Consider the following 18,172-nt stretch of genomic DNA (forward strand, 5'->3'; position numbering starts at 1 on the left):
TAAAAACAAGTGTTTTCATCAACAATGGGAACACTATCGTAGTAAAAGCTTTCAGCTTGACTCCCTTTGTCAAAAAAAGTCTTACAGTAAACGGCAGGATTGTACATGCCCCAAAATCTCAACCGAACGGTAAACGGTGACTCACCTTCAGATCAACATCTGGACTTATGGCAGCAAATTACTGAAGATTGGATTGCCCACGGGCGAGATTGGACAAAACCTGGATTTCGAGCGATCGCTGTTCATCGCTTTGGAGTATGGCGGATGGGCCTATCGTCTAAGCTATTACGCGCTCCATTTAGTGTGCTGTACCGGATGCTATTTCGCAAAGTGCGAAACACCTATGGTATTGAACTGCCCTATACCACCAAGTTGGGTCGCCGCGTCATCATTGAGCATCAAAGCGCGATCGTCATTCATGGTTACTGTGAAATTGGCGATGATAGCATCATCCGCCAAGGTGTAACGTTGGGAAATCGCTACTTAGAAAGACCACTGGATGCGCCTAAGCTAGGAGCACGAGTCAATGTCGGTGCAGGTGCAAAAATTTTTGGGTCAGTGACAATTGGCGATGATGCCAATATTGGTGCTAATGCAGTGGTTCTAATCGATGTACCCGCTGGGGCAACGGCTGTGGGTATTCCTGCCAAGATTCTCAAGACAAAACTAACACTTGCTTCGGGGAATAACTTGCCAAACAATTTGACTGGACTCAGCGAAGATATTGAAGCAATGCAGACATTTTGATTTAATTTTCGTGCAGCTTCAATATTCATTTTTTGTGCATTTGTACACTGTTCCTTTAATTTTGTGGGTATAACGCTATGTCTGCTGAACTTCAGATTGAAGATAAAAATCGTTTGCTGATTGTCACGGTCAATTACCGGACAGGTTCACTGGTTGTTGATAGTTTGCGCTCTCTTCAAGAGGAAATTAAATCGGTGCCTGGGGCAAAAGTTGTCATCGTCGATAACAATTCGGGCGATGACTCGGTAGAAAAAATTAGCAACGCGATCGCGGCAGAAGGGTGGCAAGACTGGGCAACTCTTTTACCCTCCAAACTCAATGGTGGCTATGCTTATGGCAACAACTATGCCATTCGTCCTGCCCTTCAAACAGCCAACCCACCCGATTATTTCCTCCTGCTTAATCCCGATACGCAAGTGCGCCCTGGTGCCCTCAAAGCTCTAATAGATTTTATGGATCAGCATCCAGAAGTAGGAATTTCAGGCAGCAGCTTTGAAGAGGCTGATGGCAAACCTTGGCCTTATGCATTCCGTTTTCCTAGTATTTTTAGCGAGTTAGATTCAGCCCTTCGTCTTGGTGTTGTCTCTAAGCTGTTGTCTAAGTGGATTGTTGCTAAAGTCATGGACAATGAGGAGGAACAAATTGACTGGCTACCGGGTGCCAGCATGATGATCCGTCGGCAAGTGTTTGAATCGATTGGGCTGATGGATGAAGGATATTTTCTCTATTTCGAAGAAACTGACTTTTGCTTACAGGCGCGGCGTGCAGGTTGGACTGCTTGGTATGTTCCCCAAAGTAGAGTGATGCACATTTTAGGACAAAGTACAGGAGTGACTGCTACCAATCAGCCACCTAAGCGTCTCCCTCAATATTGGTTTGATTCTCGCCGCCGCTATTTTCTCAAAAACCATGGATGGTTCTATACTGCCCTTGTTGATATTGCCTGGCTAAGTGGATTTAGCCTTTGGCGGGTGCGACGGATGCTACAACGAAAGCCAGATACTGATCCCCCTCAAATGTTGGCAGACACGTTTCGCAACAGCGTATTTTTAAAGCAAGGCATTCCCTGTCAAAAGCTTCCTAGTATTTAGGAGAAATTCTAAATAATCCGAATAAACAGTATGCAACCCTCGCTATCGGTCATTATTCTTGCGGGAGGGCAAAGCTCTCGCATGGGCAGAGACAAGGCGTTGATTAGAGTAGATGGCACCCCGATGTTACAGCGTACCTGTGAGATCGCCATGCAGTGTGCCCCCCAAGTGTTTGTTGTGACTACCGGAGTGAGACCCTACTCTGGAATTGTGCCTGCTCGCTGCTCGGTGATTGAAGAAAGTCCTTTAAAGGGCGAATCTAAACCGCAGGGTCCGTTAGTTGGGTTTGTTCAAGGGTTGACGCAGACTCAAGCAGAGTGGGTATTATTGCTGGCGTGTGATTTGCCCAGGTTAAGTCAAGCAGTTTTACAACGTTGGATGCTGCAATTAATGCAGGTCAATGGGGCAATGGCTCTACTTCCTAAAAGCCAGAAGGGATGGGAACCGTTGTGTGGTTTTTATCGAACTGATTGCTTACCCAGTCTGACTCAGTTCATGAATCAAGGTGGGCGATCGCTCCAAGCATGGTTAGCTCAAGCATCAGTCCAGGCAATTCAGTTCAGTGATGATCCAAACATAAAGCGACAAGAACAGGCAATGCTGTTTAACTGCAACACACCAGAGGATCTGCTGCAAGTTAGAGGCGTTTTAGACATGCTGTAAAAAGTTAAATTAAGCTTTATGAACAGACAAAGCAATGAAAAGTCTTAAGACTGTTGTTCTAGAAGACTCATCTGTTGCCACCAGCGATTCAGCGGAAAATAAATAATGGGTGCCCAAAGACTGCTGAGAACAGCAGAACCCAAGGCTATGAGTTGGTGATAAGTCCAGATTTCTACTAAGGAGCGACCACCTTGAATACTATATTGGATGGCAGTCACGGTTTCTGCCATCACTGCCATTGCAAAAGCAATTAGGGCAACTGAAATAAAATCTTCTCGGAGATACCGTTCTTTTCTCAATCGAGCCGTTAAAACTCCTACCAGTACTAAGCTAACAACATGGGTGGGTGTATGAGCAGTCATGCCATCTTGAATCAGCCCTAATGCTAACCCAGCTAGTGCGCCTTGCAACACAGAACGCTTCACACTCCAGGCAACGACCCAGATTAATAGCCAATTAGGTCCGATCCCTGCCAACTCCATGCCTGGCAGCCTCGTGGGCGAGATTATTAAACAGAGCAAAACCGACAAAACAGTTACTGCACTGTTGACTACAACGCGAGCGATCGGACGATCTTGCAATCGCTCAAATAAAGACTCGTTTCTCATAGTTGAGGCTCTATTTGCTCGGAATGGGTAGGCACAGAAACGCCCGGTCTTTCGCCTGATTGTCCAGTCGGAGTGGGCGAAAACTGAACAAATGGCTTGTAGGGATACACTACTGCCCACTCTAAGAAACTAATTGGAGTAGACAGTTCAATTATTGCTTCAGGAGCCGGACTCTTGTTTAAGTTCACCGATTGCACCCGCCCAATTGGTAAGCCTGCTGGAAATAGCTTGCTTAAGGCTGAGGTAGTAATGACGTCTCCTTGACGTACATCAGGAACCTTATCAAAGAACTCCATAATGGCTCGATTGGATGTTTGCCCCCGCACATATCCCATATTACGACTGCGGCTAACGGTGGCTCCTACTCGGCTAGAAGGATCACTCAACAGCAGGACACGGCTGGTATTTGAAGTCGCAGAAACTACCCGTCCAACGACTCCACCGGGAGCCATCACAATAGAGCCGGGTTGAACTCCTCCTTGTGTTCCTCTTCCTAATATGAGATGTTGCCACCAGTGATCCGCACTACGACCTACGACTGGCGCTGTAATTTGTGATTTTTTGGTTTCAGAAATGTAGCCAACCAGCGATCGCAACTGTTGATTTTGACTTTCTAGCTCTGTCAAACGCTGTTCTAGTTCTTGAACCTGAGCATTGTCTAATGCAGCCTTGCGCTCTAGATTTGGCTGAAAGGGAAAAGTCAGCAATCTATAAGCTTCATACAAAACTGCGCCCTCAGTCTGACGCAAAAAAACGGCAGAACCAAGAGAAAGACTGGTTAGAATAATCTGTAAACGGTGACGATCCCACCAGCGGCGCAGCGTAAACATGTGTAGATAGGCTTGCGAAAAAGCTAAATCTCTAGACGAATCCGTAAAAGCAATCCTTTTCCAAAGTAGGGAAATTAATTGGGTTAATTCTGAGCTAGAGAAACTTAGAAATTGCGAGAGCGACCGCTAAATACCCGCTCAAGCTGCTTGAAGTTCTCTAATACTCTACCAGTCCCAAGCACTACACAACTGAGTGGGTCAGCCGCTACATGAACAACAATACCTGTTTCATGGCTAATCAACGTATCAAGCCCCTTCAATAAAGCCCCGCCACCTGCCAGCATAATCCCGCGATCAATAATATCCGCTGCTAGTTCGGGTGGAGTGCGCTCTAAAGTGCGCTTGACTGCATCCACAATCACCGAAAGTGGCTCTGCCATACTTTCACGAATTTCGGCGCTTTTGACAGTGACCGTCCGAGGCAATCCGGATAAAAGATGCAATCCTCGCACGTCCATTTGAACATCGTCATCAATGGGATAAGCAGAACCAATTGTGATCTTGATTTCCTCAGACGTACGCTCACCGATCACAAGGTTATGAATCTTCTTCATATAGTGAGCGATCGCCTCGCTCAATTCATCGCCAGCAACCCGCACAGATTCGCTCAAAACAGTTCCCTGCAAACTCAAAACGGCAACTTCTGTGGTGCCACCGCCAATATCTATGATCATATTTCCGGTGGGTTCAGCAACTGGTAACCCCGCCCCGATCGCAGCAGCAACAGGTTCGTCAATCAGGTAAACATCTCGGGCTCCAGCTTGGGAAGCCGCATCCATCACCGCTCTGCGTTCAACCCCTGTGACTCCACTTGGGATTCCAATCACAATACGGGGAGCAACTAACGTTTTTCCTTCGTTGACCCTCGCAATAAAATGCTTCAGCATTAGCTCGGCCGTGTCAAAGTCTGCGATCACGCCATCCCTCAGAGGACGAAGGGCAACAACATTGCCAGGAGTCCGTCCCAACATTCTTTTTGCATCTTCTCCAACCGCCAAGGGGATTTTTTCATCCTGATCCATTGCCACTACGGACGGCTCTTGCAAAACAATTCCTTTGCCCGACACGTAAACTAATGTATTGGCAGTGCCAAGGTCAATACCCATATCCCGCGATAGGGAAAAGCGACTGAAAAGACCCACTAGTCTCTATGCCTCAAAGAAGGAACAAATTAAACGCGATTACTATAAAAATACCGAATTGATGAACCAATCCAAAGCGAATTCTATTATGCTTTTGGTCACTCGTCTAGATAGAAGGTGCATCCCTTTAGTTAAAGGCTATGTCGGTGAATTCAACCTAATACTCAGAATTCAACTCAATGCGAACTTAACCTAATCAAGTAAACCAAGCAAATCAATTCAGACTCGTAAAATATACTGTGTATTAAATACAAATGACAACATTTACGCCCTGAGCCTCTCACTTTACATCAAATTTCACTTTTTACAAAAATGATTCTGATTTCTAACTCATAACTGCCATGAAGTGCTTGCTGCAACTGTTTTTTCGATGAAAGCAATTTGGTAAGATAAGATCATATGTATTGTTTTTTGCTTGAATAAACTCTATGAGCTTAGGCAAAATTTTCGATTAAGATAAGTGATCTCGATAATGCGTTTCATTTCCGGCAGGATGAATCATGAGTTTAAATATTGTGACATTGGTGGGTCGAGTTGGGGGAGATCCTGACGTTAAATATTTTGAATCGGGTAGTGTTGTTTGTAATTTGACATTAGCCGTCAATCGTCAAACCAAAAATAATGACCAGCCCGATTGGTTTAATTTGGAACTGTGGGGAAAGACGGCTGAAGTAGCGGCAAATTACGTCCGTAAAGGCAGTTTAATTGGAATTAGTGGCTCACTTAAGTTTGATGTTTGGAAAGACCGAAACACTGGGGCGGATCGATCTAAACCTGTTGTGCGGGTTGAACGGATGGAGCTTCTAGGATCTAAGCGAGATAATGAAGCCGAGACAGCAGGTAAGGGTGGATATGAGGATGAATTTTAGACAGTAGAGAGCAAAAAGCAAGAGGAGCAGTTGGAATTGGTATGTTTGCCCATCTTGCTTCAAGTTTCAACTTCTTAATCTATTTAGTAATGCAGTGCGTGATTGTCCTGAGGTAGCTGCCAAGACTACCGTTGCTGGAAACCCTAGCCCTTTCTCCATGAAAGAGGAAACCAAATTGTCCAAAAGACCTTTTCCTTGAGGAGAATGTTCGGGATAACAAAAAATGAGTTGCGATCGTACAATCCATAACAACCTATTGCTTTACAAAAGCGAATCAGATCTCTAGGATTGGGGCAGATTGAATCGCGACTTACTTTTGAGCAGGGCAGGTTATGTCAAATTCTTCACCTTCGGGACAGCGTCCACCTAATCTTCGAGATGACGAGCCGATCGCGCTCCTTATTGCGGCGCTGTCGTTCGGTGCTATTTTTTTCTGGATACTGAACCAAAATCAGGAAGTGTTTTCTGTAGGGAACTTCCTAAAAAAGGCGGGTGAAACTAAAGCGCCTCAGATCATTACTACCCCGTTGATTCAACCCACAGAAGCAGAAATTGAGGTCAAAAAAGATCCTCCTTTAGAAGACTCTGCTCAACAGCCTTCACCCAGCAGTGGAATCGTTACTACGCCCGCTGTGCCCAGTGCTTCAAGCCCTTCTCCAACGCCGTCCATTGCTCCATCAGTCAATCTTACTCCTGCAAAACCTGGAACGCCATTGTCATTCACGGATGTTCCCAAAGCCTATTGGGCCTATCCTTTTATCACCGCTCTCTCGGCGCAAGGAATTATAGGAGGCTTTCCTGACGGCACATTTAAACCTGAGCAGCCAGTCAGTCGGGTAGACTTTGCGACTCAGGTTCAAAAAGCCTATACCAAACCCGATAAGCTATCTGCGATCGCTTTTACAGACTTACCTCCAGGCGATCGGCGATTAACAGCGGTCGAGCAAGCTGTCAAAATGGACTTTATGAGTGGCTATCCTGATAAAACATTTCGCCCCACTCAACAAGTTTCCCGATTAGAGGCGGCAATAGCAATGGCAAGGGGATTGAACCTACCTATACCCAGTGATCCTGAAGCTATTTTGCAGACTTACGCAGATCAAGACCAAATACCTAGCTGGGCCAGGTCGAGAATGGCGGCATCAATTCAAGCAGGGCTATTTGCTGGTGATCCGGATACTAAACAGTTAAATCCTAACCGCCCAGCCTCCCGCGCTGACATTGTAGTATTAGTCTTCAGAGGGCAAAAACTGGGTACCCAGGGGCAGGTCATCGAAAAATAAAAAAAAGTGGTTCAGTTTTTGGGAGTTGAGCTTAAATGTAAACAGGTTTGCATTGCAGAAGCCCAAGGAATGAAACATGCACCCATTCAAAAGTCATCGATTAAATATGCAAGTAGTAACCCGCTGGAAAAATCAATTTGCTGCGATCGGCGGTGTCATTCTTGCCGCTGGCTTTTTCGTTAGCACTCAATCCCCCGTTCAAGCGCAAGCAGCCTACGGCAGCTACATTGGCGCTGGCGCAGCATTTGGCGTAACCAATGGCGGTGGCGGTCCAAGTGAGGACTACAACACCTCGGGATCTTTCGCAGTTCGCTACAAGTTTTTAAGAGCGCCTATCTCATTGCGAACCCAAGTTTTAGTGGGTGGAAATGGTGTTGCTGTAGTTCCTACAGTTTCTTACGATATTCCAATTAACTGGCAGGGAGATGCCTACATTGCGGCAGGCGCTTCAATTGTCAGAGGAGATAATACTCCCATTGGCAATAAGAACAGCTTCGTGATTCAGCCAGGAGTTGATTATTCTTTGCCAAACACTAGCTTGATGCTCTATACCAATGCGATCGTTGCATTCGATGGATACAAATCTAGCAACGGCACGGCGGTATCGATTCAAGCAGGCGCAGGGCTACGGTTTTAGGTCAAGTTACAAAAAATCGGTCTGCTTGGTGCAGCTCAAAATGGAGAGTCTAGGCAAACAGTGTTTTTGTCTAATCCAACCTTTTAATGCGCATCCTCGAACCGAGTGATGTCATCTTCGCCGAGATACTCGCCATTTTGGATCTCAATCATCACCAGAGGAATTACTCCAGGATTTTCGACTCGATGGGGTGTAGACATTGGTACGTAAGTTGACTGTTTCTGAATCAAGACGGTTTCCTTTCCATCACAGATAACCTTAGCGGTTCCAGACACAACAACCCAATGTTCGCTGCGGTGGTAGTGCATCTGAGTAGTAATGTGATGTCCTGGTGCCAATTCAATCCGGTTGATCCGGTAACGATTTCCTTCTTCAAGCATTGTTACATTGCCCCAAAAACGGACACGAGTTGCCTCATTTTCTGAAGCCACCTCATCGGTGATTAGCTGAGAATTGTTATCGCTCATCGTTCGCCTCACTAAGGTGATTATTAGGGTATTAAGCTTAAGTTTGACTGATTAGTAATCTCCGGTGCTACATCGGGAAGTCTTGTTCAAACTGTTGTCGAGTTAAGGGTTGTTCTAGTACCAATCCTTCTCCTCCCAACGTTTCCAAAGGTTTTCCTTCAATCGAAAACCAAACAGCAGTAGCCGGATTTAGGCTGGTAGCCGTATATAAAATTTGGGCTAAACGACCTGTCATTGAGGTGCTTCCTCCACCGCGGGTAAACTCTTTAGACAGGTCGATGTGAATCCCGTCGGTTTTAATAGAGAGGCTGCGAAGTTGAGTCCCGGTTGGAATTGTAGTCGTTTCGTTCGCAGTCGTGGAACCTGCTAGAAGTTGCTGAATCGCAGTTTCGAGTAGAGCGTTTGCATCTCCGCTAGAGCTTACCTTGATAGGGCGGGGGGCAAGTTGAATCGCTGTATCCGATGGTTTTAACCAGTAAACCTGAGCGGTTTTTTCGGCGGTTGCGGGAGCCGGATTGACCGAAGGGTTTTGAGCGTTTGGGTTAGAAGATGACGTGGGTGCGGAGGGCTTTCCTTCTCCAGGCTGAGATGATTGGATTGTAGCGGGATTGATCGAGGGTGGTGTGTGCGATGACCATGCCCACCAAGCAGTGGTGCCACCTGTGATTAAAACGATCGCCGAAAACGCTGCAACAATACCGGGTGGAATGGGACGGCGGGGCTGTTGGTCTTGCATCAGAGGCTTCCTCAAACGTTGGGATTGTAAATTACAGCGATCGCACCATCGCATGGAGTCATCGCAAGTTTAATAGATCTACAGTTGCCTGGAACAATTTCAGGCAAGAAACGGGCAATAAATTTCAGCTTCAAATCTTTAAACCTTGAGGAAGCCGCAAGAATGCTACAAGCTCCAGTTTTTTATCTTTAACCTGAAGTTTGATTACTCTCGCCGTCAGTTGCGACCATTTCACTTGACCCAAATTTCCAGGTAAGTTGCCCAACTGCTCCGGCTTAAAGCGGCTAAGAAAATCTGTAGCAAAAGCTTGAATGATTTGTTCTGGAAGCTCCACCCCATTCAGCTTGAGCGCAGGTTTGATTAATGTCAACCGCTGCCCTTCCGCAAAAGTGATTCCCGATTCTGCCTCAACCTTGAGTTTTTCTGCCGTTTTTACCTCTTCGACCTCAACCTCAAGCTTAATTCTTCCACCGGGCAAAAATTCTACTTTGGGGTTCAAGATTCTGTATTCGTCTAACTTGGTTCGCAGTTCCTGAATTTGCTGAGGAAGTCCTGTTTCTGGTGTCCTTGACGGCTCCGCTTTCGTTTGTTTGGCGTTGCTATTGTTTAAACCACGCAGTAACTTTTGAATTTGCTGTTGGACGACCGGAGCTTGCAGCGCTGTGAGCAGATCTTCTTCTCGAATGACTAGCCGCATACCTACACCCAAAGGTGCCTGTAGCTCTGTCCTTTTTTCTTTTCGCAGGGCTTTTACATTGACGTTGATTGGGTCCGTTTCAAACTCTAGGGTGTCAATGCGGACTCCTTCTAAAGGAAACAGTCCCCTCCCAGCAATACGGATTTTGTCTACTTTCCCACTAATTGCGTTGTGGACTGGAGTATTGTCCACTCGAACTTTTAGCTGCTCTACCGATTTGAATTGGGCGCGAATGGTGCTTTCAGCAACTTTATCAATCCCAAAGTTAACGGGAGATAGGACACTGATGAGGCTAGAGAGAATCAGGATAAAGATTTGCATAGCAGATTGTGGCTTTTAGGTTCTAGCAGGTGTCAGATGTCGGTTGTCGGAGGCAAGCGAGAAAGCTGTAAAGGCGACCATCAAATTCCTCAATTATTCATTAATGAGTTGCTTCGACGAGCCATTGTTTTAGAGTAGACACGACATCCGCGATCGCCAGTTCTTGATTCTCATGGGTAGCACGCTTCACCACCTCTACTTTGCCATTTTTGAGCGATTTCCCCGTCACAACCCGATAGGGAATACCAATTAAATCTGCATCTTTAAACTTCACTCCAGCGCGCTCATTACGATCATCTAATAGCGTCTCAATTCCAGCTTGATTGAGTTCGGCGTAGAGCGTTTCAGCCGCTTGCACTTGCTCAGCATCAGTCATGTTAGGAATGACGACGATCGCATGATACGGCGCGATCGCCGGTGACCACACAATGCCATCCTTGTCATGGGATTGCTCAACGGCAGACTGCGCCAACCGTGAAACCCCCACGCCATAGCAACCCATCACCAGTGGCTTTTCTTCACCTTGTTCATTGGTGTAAGTTGCACCCAGCGCTTGAGAGTATTTGGTGCCCAGTTGAAAAATGTGCCCAATTTCAATCCCCCGTGCAGTTTGCAGTAGCTGGGTTGGGTCATGAATCGCGCGATCGCCCGCTGTCGCCTTTCGCACATCCACAACCAAGTCCGGCAGCATAAATTCTGCGCCCCAATTTGCCCCAACCTGGTGATACCCCACTTCATCAGCGCCAGTCACAAAATTCTTCAGGTCTACAGCGGTTTTATCCACCATCCTCAGAAACTTAGGAACCACCATTTCCGCTGCTTTTAACTCAACCGGGGCAGGTTTTGGCGGCTTAATGTAGCTATCAGATAAATTCGGTGCCATGTATCCCAAGGGCAAGGGCTTGGCAGCCCACTGCTCTTGGGCCGCGCTATCGGGCACCGTTAGCCCAATCACTGTACTGCCACCATAGTTGCTTGCCAGCTTCACCAATTCATTTTGCAGTTTCACTTCGTTGACATCTTGGTCACCCCGGATGCTGATCAGCACCAACACTGTCCGACCGCTGTCATACACCGCTTGATAAAGCACATTTTTAACGATTGCGGTCGGTGAACAGTTCAGCAATTCATACAGCTTAGAGATCGTTCCAGTGCCTGGAGTTTCTCGTTTTTCGGCGGTTACAAACGGTGATATTTCTGCCTCAGCAGGTAAAGCGATCGCTTTTTCTACATTGGCGGCATACTTGCCGTCCTCGGTATAAAGAATTTCATCTTCACCCGCATCTGCCAGCACCATAAATTCCTGGGAGCCAGACCCACCAATCGCGCCAGAATCCGCATCCACTGCTCGAAACGCCAGCCCGCTCCGCCGCAGAATATTGTGGTAGGCCTGATTCATTTTTTCGTAGTTTGCCTTCATCCCTGCCTCGTCGGCATCAAACGAGTAAGCATCTTTCATGATGAATTCTCGTCCGCGCATCAAGCCAAAACGGGGACGAATTTCATCCCGGAACTTGGTCTGAATTTGATACAGGTTCACGGGCAACTGACGATAAGAGCGAATCATGTCGCGGGCGATCGCCGTAATCACTTCCTCATGGGTGGGTCCTAAACCCATCTCTCGCCCCTGGCGATCGACCAGCGAAAACATGATTCCTTCTGCCTTCGTGTAGGTATCCCACCGCCCCGATTCTTGCCACAGTTCCGCAGGTTGCATCTGAGGCAACAAACACTCTTGTGCTCCGGCAGCATTCATCTCCTCGCGCACAATCTGCGACACTTTTTGCAACACCCGCCACATTAATGGCAAGTATGCATACACACCACTAGCAATCCGGCGGATGTATCCTGCCCGCAGCAACAGCTTGTGGCTAGGAATTTCCGCTTCTGCCGGATCTTCCCGCAGGGTGACAAATAGCATCTGTGACAGTCGCATGACCCGCTTCCTTTTCAGCCTTCAATCTTCACCTAAGTGTACGGTATTGCGGTTAAAGGGATGAAGCAATAACGGTTAACTCTTGGGCTAGCTACTGAGCGCGATCGCAGAATAAGTTTGCTAATCGAGCAACTGTTGAACCGGGTGGGTAAGGATTTCTTCTGATATTGCGCGATCGCGCCCCGCTTTTTCTAAAAGTGAACATTTATTGAATAAGAATAGAAGAAGTTCAGTTGTACTGATTTGGCAAGTTTTCACCGAAATTTTCTGCTTATTGGCTGGCAACTTCAGAACCGCTTGAAACCATCCCTTTGAATAAGCGTTTATTTTAAGAAGTAGAGCAATTTACCTAGTAAAGTCATGGGCTATTACGTTATTTACGATGGCAACTGCAACCTCTGCACTGGTTTGGTGCAAGCGTTAGAAGGCTTAGATCGGGGACATCAGTTTCAATACCTTCCTATGCAGGATGAGGCATCCCTTAGAGGCTTGGGCATTACCTCTCAAGACTGTGAAATGGGGATGATTCTCATCAATTCTGAAAATCCTCAGCAGCGCTGGCAAGGCAGTAATGCCGCCGAAGAAATTGGGTGCTTGCTGCCTGCGGGAAATGTCTTTGTTGCAACTTACCGTGCTTTGCCAGGGTTGAAATGGAGCGGCGATCGCGTATATGAGCAGGTTCGTGACAACCGATATGCTCTTTTTGGTAAGCGCGATCATGTCTATCAATCTCTATATCCAGCATGTCCTTCTGGATCATGCAAACTTTGAGCATGATTGCTTGTTTATAACCCCTGCCTTGAAAAGCTTAGGAAAATTTTGTTTCAAACAAATTCTCCTTTGGGCACTCTAAAAGCAATCAAGACAGGGTGTTTGACAATGAAAGCAAGTAGTGGAAAGCCCAGTATTCTTCTAATTCAACCCATCAAAAAACGTGAGTCGCATGGATTCACACTGCTCGAAGTATCGGTAGCGCTAGGCGTCATTGGCATTTTGTTCGCGATCGCAACTCCTGCATGGTCATCACTACTCAACAAGCAACGTCTTAACACTGCCAGAAATGAAGCCTTTCAAGCGATGCGAACGGCTCAACATAAGGCCAAGCTCCAACACGTTGACTGGCAAGTCAGCTTTCGCGAAGTTAACGGTCTTGTGCAATGGGCTATTCATCCAGATAGCACTCTTCCCAGCACCTCTCTCTGGCATAGCCTCGATTCCAATGTACGCATCGACCAGGGAACAACCCTCTACTTTGATGGGACTAATAATATCTATCGCCTACGTTTTACTCACTTAGGGCGCGTTAGCGGTCAACTAGGACGCATTACCTTCTCAAGTAAAACTGATAGCCAAACTAAACGTTGCGTCATTGTTTCAACACTATTAGGAACCATGCGAGAAGGCGAAAAATCTGCTGGCGAAAATAGCGATAAGCTCTGCAATTGATGCGAACATCGATTTCCATAGAACTCACAGAATAAAGTTGATCGCTTCTTTGGGGAGTGTGCGTTGCAGTCGTTTGACCAGATTGCATAGTCAAATTCATGGATGCAATCGATGTGGCTGGGGTTTGGGCAGAGAATCAAGTGGTAATTTGCAATCCGGGGTAGTGGCGCGGGTGAGTTCAGAGCCTTCTTTGAGCAAATCAAAGAAACTTGCTTGTTATCCCTTATTACTTAGAGTAACTAATGAGGGCTACATTGACCTTGATAAGTCTGTAATCTAGAAAGCGAAATCAATCTCTACAGTGAATTAATCCATGCCTGATTAATATGCTACCGAGTGCGCAATTTGGGCTGTGCATGGTGTGATTGAGTGCCGCCTAACCGCTGTAAATATCCATCATTGTATTGAGTAGTCGTAGAGCATCTGGCTTGGAGCGCTGAAAGGAATTGCGTCCAACGATTGAACCAAATCCACCGCCATCTTGGATCGCGCGAATTTCAGTCAGTAGAGCTTCATCACTGTCGATCGCCCCACCCGAAAAGATCACAATCCGTCGTCCATTGAAGGTGCATTGTACAACGTGGCTCACTCGTTCAGTCAAGGTCGAGATGGGGATTTGCGCTTTCTCATAAACCTTACGGGCGGCTTCTTGCTCAATATGGTCTGTTGGCAGTTTGACCTTGATGATATGGGCACCCAATTGGGCAGCAATTTGAGCAGCATATCCAGTCACATCGATCGCCGTTTCTCCCGCTTTGCTTAACCCCGAGCCTCGTGCATAGGACCAAATCACCACAATCAGTCCATGACGCTTGGCTTCTTCAGCATAAGCTCGGATCTGCCCATACATTTCTAGACGATGAGTGGAACCTGGATAAATTGTGAAGCCGATCCCGACGCAGCCTAGCCGCAGCGTATCCTGCACACTGCTCGTGAGTGCTTGCATTGGGTCTGCCTCATCTAACAAGACATCGTGGTCGTTTACTTTGAGAATCAGTGGAATTTGACCGGCAAACTCCCGTACGCCTGCCTCTAAAAATCCCAATGGTGCAGCATAGGCATTGCAGCCCGCTTCGATCGCCAATTCAAAGTGATAACGAGGATCCTAAGCAGGTGGATTCGGTGCGAAGCTGCGAGCCGGACCATGCTCAAAACCTTGATCAACGGACAAAATGACGAACTTTCCGGTTCCTGCCAGCCTGCCATGATTCATCAATCGCGCTAGATTGGTCAGCGTTCCTGGATTGTCGCTACCGTACCAACTGAGAATTTCTTTTACTCGTTGAGTCATCGTTCTATCTCTTGCTCTTTGTTCTATCAGTTGAGTAGAGTTCTATCTGAAGGGAAAAATAGCTATAAATGTTGATAATCGCCCGTTGTCTCAACCCTAGCCAGTAGCGATCGACATGTTAGACGGATTGAATCACGATTCAGCAACTTTGCAAATCAAGGCAGCAAGGCTAACCGGATTGCAGGGTCGATTTGAATAATGGTTTTATTCTAGCTGGAGCTACACAAAAGAGTATTAGGGCAGGACAACCAACCGTTAAAAGCGAAAGAACATGGAGCTAGCTTATCGATATGAGCTAGCGAACTACGATCGACAACAAGCATTAGGATTTGTCATTCAAGTGCAGCTAGGCACTGAACCCCCGTCAATCATCAGATTTGCGCTAGTAACGTAACCCGCTTTTGCTGCAATCAACGCGGTTTTCAAGCCTAATCAATAAGCCCGCATCTGAACCTAGGGTTATGGGTCATCACTTCAGTGTTGGGATGAGCAGTTAGAGCAAGATATTACAGATAACAATCTACAGGCCTTGGCTCAAGCAGCGATGCAGATTACAACGATAGATAGCGAATGGTATTTAGGGCAACCTAAGCTCCAGAAAAGCGCATCGCTAACACCATTACAACGTTTCAATCACCTCAGACTTATCAAATCGCACCTTTGCTAGGGTGGCATATTTATCGTCTTCGGCTCGATAGCCTGCTGCACAAGCAACAACCGTTGCATAGCCTTTTTCGGGAAGTCCTAATACCGAGTCATACTTTGCGGGTTCAATTCCTTCCATCGGGCAAGTATCTACACCCAGCAACGCCGCACAGGTCATAAAATTACCCAACGCGATGTAGGTTTGCCGGGTTGCCCATTCATTTACGCTTAAGCTGCGGGCACCATACACTACATCACCGACCATCACTTTTCGATAGCCTGCTAAGGACTCTACCTCAGTATTTCTTACCTCAGCCGTGCGATCTACAAAGCGATCCACATGCTCAGTAGTAAGATTTTTTTTAATGGTGAACACCACAAAATGGGAACAATCACCCACTTGCGCTTGGTTCCAAGACAACGGTTGAAGTTGGGCTTTGAGTACTGCACTGGTGATAATCAAAAATTTCCAGGGTTGCAGCCCATAGGAAGAAGGAGTTAAAACTAAGGACTCTTCTAAAGCGGTCCAAACATCTGCTGGGATCGTTTTAGTGGAATCAAACTTTTTGGTGGCATATCGCCAGTTAAGGCGTTCTAGCAAATCGGTGGGTGTGGTTAAACTCATGGATAAAACTGTTGCGCTTTAATGAACTCGATGAGTATACTCCACACCCTTTAATGGAAGCTGTGTAGAGGAGAACTGAGTTCAGAGTTCAGGGTTCGGAGTTTTGTTCACCTAATCTTTCCGCAGAAGATATGTTGAGTCTTGTGGAAAACACTGTTGGAACTTTGCACTCCGTACCCCGCACTTTGAATGCATCCTACTGAGGTTGGTTTATAGCGTGTAAGCCACACTCTTTCTTCGTTGCATCTTCCCACCACCAGCGTCCTTCCCGCTCGTGCTGGTTTGGCAAAATAGCTTTTGTGCAAGGTTCACAGCCAATACTGACAAAACCGCGATCGTGCAGGGAATTGTAAGGAACTTCATAGGAGCGGATGTACATCCAGACATCGGCAGAAGTCCAGTTGGAGAGCGGGTTGAACTTCACTAGCGCCCGATCGCCTGACGAAAACGCACTATCCACTTGCACAACAGGCACCTTGCCACGGGTTGCAGGGTTTTGATCTTGCCGCTGTCCCGTGATCCAGGCATCTAGAGTAGAAAGTTTGCGGCGCAGAGGAGCGACTTTGCGAATACCGCAGCACTCATTGTGCCCATCTTCATAGAAACTGAAAAGACCCTTGGCAGTGACCATCTCCTCCACTTGGGCTGGGTCGGGAAACATAATATCGATCGCAATGCCGTAGTGCTTTCTAACGCGATCAATGAACTGATAGGTTTCAGGATGGAGCCGACCGGTATCTAGGCTAAAAACTTTGACGGCTTTGTTTAATCTGTGCGCCATATCAATCAGCACCACATCTTCCGCACCGCTGAAGGAAATTGCAATATTGTCGAACAGACTCAGCGATCGCTCTAAGATTTTTTGGGGGCTTTGACTGGCAAGTTCTGCTTCCAAACTGGAAATATCGAGTGCGGCAACCGTTTGCGCCATGATGGGTACTCTCTAAAAGGATCGTTTTCACGCAGCATTCATTCTATCAAGCCAGTGTCGTCCCCTGGATCTCTGTTCGCTGCTCTATTGAACTAAGTGAATGAGCGCCTCAATTAGGCCTTGGTTTTGTGATTCAGTGCCTACAGTAATCCGGAGTTTGTCATTGAGTCCAGGTTGGTTGAAATAACGTACCAAAATACCGCGTTCCTTCAGTGCTAGATAAATTTCTCCAGCATTGCCTTTGGGCGGGGCGGCCAGCAAAAAATTAGTTTGAGAGTCGCGCACCTGGAAACCAAGCTGCTTGAGATCCAACAGCAACTTCGCACGAGACACTTTTACTTTAGCAACGCACTCATTTTTGTAGGCTTGATCGCGCATAGCGGCAGCGCCCACTAAACACGCGATCGCATCCACGTTATAGCTATCTTTGACTTTAAATAAACCACTTAACAAACTTGGATTGGCAATTCCAAAGCCTAATCGTAAACCTGCTAAAGAATATCCTTTAGATAGGGTTCTGGCAATGATTACGTTGTCAAATTCTTGTACGAGTGACAGCGCTGTTTCATCTGCAAAATCTACATACGCCTCATCTACCACCAATACACCAGAAAGCTCTGATGCCAAAAGCTGCAAATCTTCTGTCGGTACAACATGACCGGAAGGACTGTTGGGCGACGCAATGAAAGTGACGGCGCCCTTTGCCGCAACCAGTTCCTCAATGGGCAACTGAAAATCATCTCGATAAGAAATTTCGACTACATTTGCAGGTTGAATTTCTGCCAAAGTACGATACAAGACATAGGTTGGCGTAGGATAGACAACGCTACGCCCAAGTTCGGTGCAAGCACGCACCAAAATATTTAAGATATCGTCGCTGCCATTGCCGACAATAATCCAGTCTTGTGGAACCTCCAGCACTTCGCTAATTGCCTGCCGAAAGTCATTAGCAAAGGGATTGGGATACCGCCGGAGACACTCACCATCCAAGGTTTGCAGTACCCTCATTGCGGTTGGGGACGGCGGATAGGGGTTTTCGTTCGTGTTAAGTTTGATAATGTTCGTCCCAGGCTTAGGTTGCTCCCCAGGAACATAACCCGCCATAGCTTCTACATTTGGGCGAAAGTAGTGCGTCATAGAAATAGCATGAGTCACAAGGACACAAAAATTTTATTTTACAGTGGTGATAGAAGGCTTATCAGAATAT

19 protein-coding genes and 1 pseudogene are annotated in these 18,172 nt (G+C 46.7%); 8 read left to right on the plus strand and 12 right to left on the minus strand.

What is annotated here, in order from left to right:
- The first annotated feature begins 105 nt into the window (after positions 1–105).
- From JOY44_RS19905 to JOY44_RS19915, 3 genes are all read left to right on the plus strand, one after another.
- The gene (locus tag JOY44_RS19905; RefSeq protein ID WP_171575295.1) at positions 106–747 is read left to right on the plus strand and encodes a serine O-acetyltransferase; all 642 of its coding nucleotides are present in this window, start codon (positions 106–108) and stop codon (positions 745–747) included.
- Positions 748–824: 77 nt separating this feature from the next.
- Positions 825–1,838 (plus strand): glycosyltransferase family 2 protein, encoded by a 1,014-nt coding sequence (locus JOY44_RS19910; RefSeq protein ID WP_171575296.1) that lies wholly within the window; start codon positions 825–827, stop codon positions 1,836–1,838.
- Between the two features lie 30 nt (positions 1,839–1,868).
- Positions 1,869–2,501 carry a molybdenum cofactor guanylyltransferase gene (locus JOY44_RS19915; RefSeq protein ID WP_171575297.1) on the plus strand — a complete coding sequence of 211 codons (633 nt, stop codon included), beginning with the start codon at positions 1,869–1,871 and terminating at the stop codon, positions 2,499–2,501.
- Positions 2,502–2,545: 44 nt separating this feature from the next.
- Here JOY44_RS19915 and mreD read toward each other — a convergent pair whose 3' ends face one another.
- The 3 genes from mreD to JOY44_RS19930 form a co-directional block, all read right to left on the minus strand.
- Complete coding sequence (gene mreD / locus JOY44_RS19920) at positions 2,546–3,109, minus strand: rod shape-determining protein MreD (protein WP_171575298.1); 564 nt, start codon at positions 3,107–3,109, stop codon at positions 2,546–2,548.
- Complete coding sequence (gene mreC, locus JOY44_RS19925) at positions 3,106–3,939, minus strand: rod shape-determining protein MreC (protein WP_171575299.1); 834 nt, start codon at positions 3,937–3,939, stop codon at positions 3,106–3,108. The genes mreD and mreC overlap by 4 nt, the downstream gene beginning before the upstream one ends.
- A 104-nt stretch (positions 3,940–4,043) precedes the next feature.
- Positions 4,044–5,045, minus strand: a complete 1,002-nt coding sequence (locus JOY44_RS19930; protein ID WP_171575300.1) for a rod shape-determining protein — start codon at positions 5,043–5,045, stop codon at positions 4,044–4,046.
- 536 nt (positions 5,046–5,581) lie between these two features.
- On the opposite strand from JOY44_RS19930, the gene JOY44_RS19935 reads away from it, so the two are divergent.
- From JOY44_RS19935 to JOY44_RS19945, 3 genes are all read left to right on the plus strand, one after another.
- On the plus strand, positions 5,582–5,950 hold the full coding sequence (locus JOY44_RS19935) for a single-stranded DNA-binding protein (RefSeq protein WP_171575301.1): 369 nt from the start codon (positions 5,582–5,584) through the stop codon (positions 5,948–5,950).
- A 332-nt stretch (positions 5,951–6,282) separates the two neighbouring features.
- Complete coding sequence (locus JOY44_RS19940; protein ID WP_171575302.1) at positions 6,283–7,233, plus strand: S-layer homology domain-containing protein; 951 nt, start codon at positions 6,283–6,285, stop codon at positions 7,231–7,233.
- Positions 7,234–7,339: 106 nt separating this feature from the next.
- Positions 7,340–7,870 carry a hypothetical protein gene (locus tag JOY44_RS19945; RefSeq protein WP_171575303.1) on the plus strand — a complete coding sequence of 177 codons (531 nt, stop codon included), beginning with the start codon at positions 7,340–7,342 and terminating at the stop codon, positions 7,868–7,870.
- 83 nt (positions 7,871–7,953) lie between these two features.
- Here the strand turns inward: JOY44_RS19945 and JOY44_RS19950 are convergent, their stop codons facing one another.
- From JOY44_RS19950 to proS, 4 genes are all read right to left on the minus strand, one after another.
- The gene (locus JOY44_RS19950) at positions 7,954–8,337 is read right to left on the minus strand and encodes a phosphomannose isomerase type II C-terminal cupin domain (protein WP_171575304.1); all 384 of its coding nucleotides are present in this window, start codon (positions 8,335–8,337) and stop codon (positions 7,954–7,956) included.
- Positions 8,338–8,404: 67 nt separating this feature from the next.
- Positions 8,405–9,073, minus strand: a complete 669-nt coding sequence (locus JOY44_RS19955; RefSeq protein ID WP_171575305.1) for a GerMN domain-containing protein — start codon at positions 9,071–9,073, stop codon at positions 8,405–8,407.
- 130 nt (positions 9,074–9,203) lie between these two features.
- On the minus strand, positions 9,204–10,091 hold the full coding sequence (locus tag JOY44_RS19960) for a DUF2993 domain-containing protein (RefSeq protein ID WP_171575306.1): 888 nt from the start codon (positions 10,089–10,091) through the stop codon (positions 9,204–9,206).
- Between the two features lie 100 nt (positions 10,092–10,191).
- Positions 10,192–12,027 carry a proline--tRNA ligase gene (gene proS, locus JOY44_RS19965; RefSeq protein WP_171575307.1) on the minus strand — a complete coding sequence of 612 codons (1,836 nt, stop codon included), beginning with the start codon at positions 12,025–12,027 and terminating at the stop codon, positions 10,192–10,194.
- 360 nt (positions 12,028–12,387) lie between these two features.
- On the opposite strand from proS, the gene JOY44_RS19970 reads away from it, so the two are divergent.
- Entirely contained in the window at positions 12,388–12,798 is a 411-nt protein-coding gene (locus tag JOY44_RS19970; protein ID WP_171575308.1) for a thiol-disulfide oxidoreductase DCC family protein, read from the plus strand.
- A gap of 108 nt (positions 12,799–12,906) precedes the next feature.
- The gene (locus JOY44_RS19975) at positions 12,907–13,473 is read left to right on the plus strand and encodes a Tfp pilus assembly protein FimT/FimU (protein WP_171575309.1); all 567 of its coding nucleotides are present in this window, start codon (positions 12,907–12,909) and stop codon (positions 13,471–13,473) included.
- Between the two features lie 376 nt (positions 13,474–13,849).
- Here JOY44_RS19975 and JOY44_RS19980 read toward each other — a convergent pair.
- The 5 genes and pseudogenes from JOY44_RS19980 to hisC all read right to left on the minus strand — a co-directional run.
- Positions 13,850–14,566 (minus strand): annotated as a pseudogene (locus tag JOY44_RS19980) (class I fructose-bisphosphate aldolase); the annotation flags it as partial.
- Between the two features lie 12 nt (positions 14,567–14,578).
- Entirely contained in the window at positions 14,579–14,764 is a 186-nt protein-coding gene (locus JOY44_RS19985) for a hypothetical protein (protein ID WP_197985597.1), read from the minus strand.
- 619 nt (positions 14,765–15,383) lie between these two features.
- Entirely contained in the window at positions 15,384–16,034 is a 651-nt protein-coding gene (locus JOY44_RS19990) for an NAD(P)H-dependent oxidoreductase (RefSeq protein ID WP_171575310.1), read from the minus strand.
- A 196-nt stretch (positions 16,035–16,230) separates the two neighbouring features.
- On the minus strand, positions 16,231–16,965 hold the full coding sequence (locus tag JOY44_RS19995; RefSeq protein WP_171575311.1) for a phosphoadenylyl-sulfate reductase: 735 nt from the start codon (positions 16,963–16,965) through the stop codon (positions 16,231–16,233).
- An 84-nt stretch (positions 16,966–17,049) separates the two neighbouring features.
- On the minus strand, positions 17,050–18,120 hold the full coding sequence (gene hisC, locus JOY44_RS20000; protein ID WP_197985598.1) for a histidinol-phosphate transaminase: 1,071 nt from the start codon (positions 18,118–18,120) through the stop codon (positions 17,050–17,052).
- Positions 18,121–18,172 lie beyond the last annotated feature (52 nt).

The organism is Leptolyngbya sp. Cla-17, assembly GCF_016807185.1.
Lineage (GTDB): Bacteria > Cyanobacteriota > Cyanobacteriia > Leptolyngbyales > Leptolyngbyaceae > ULC077BIN1.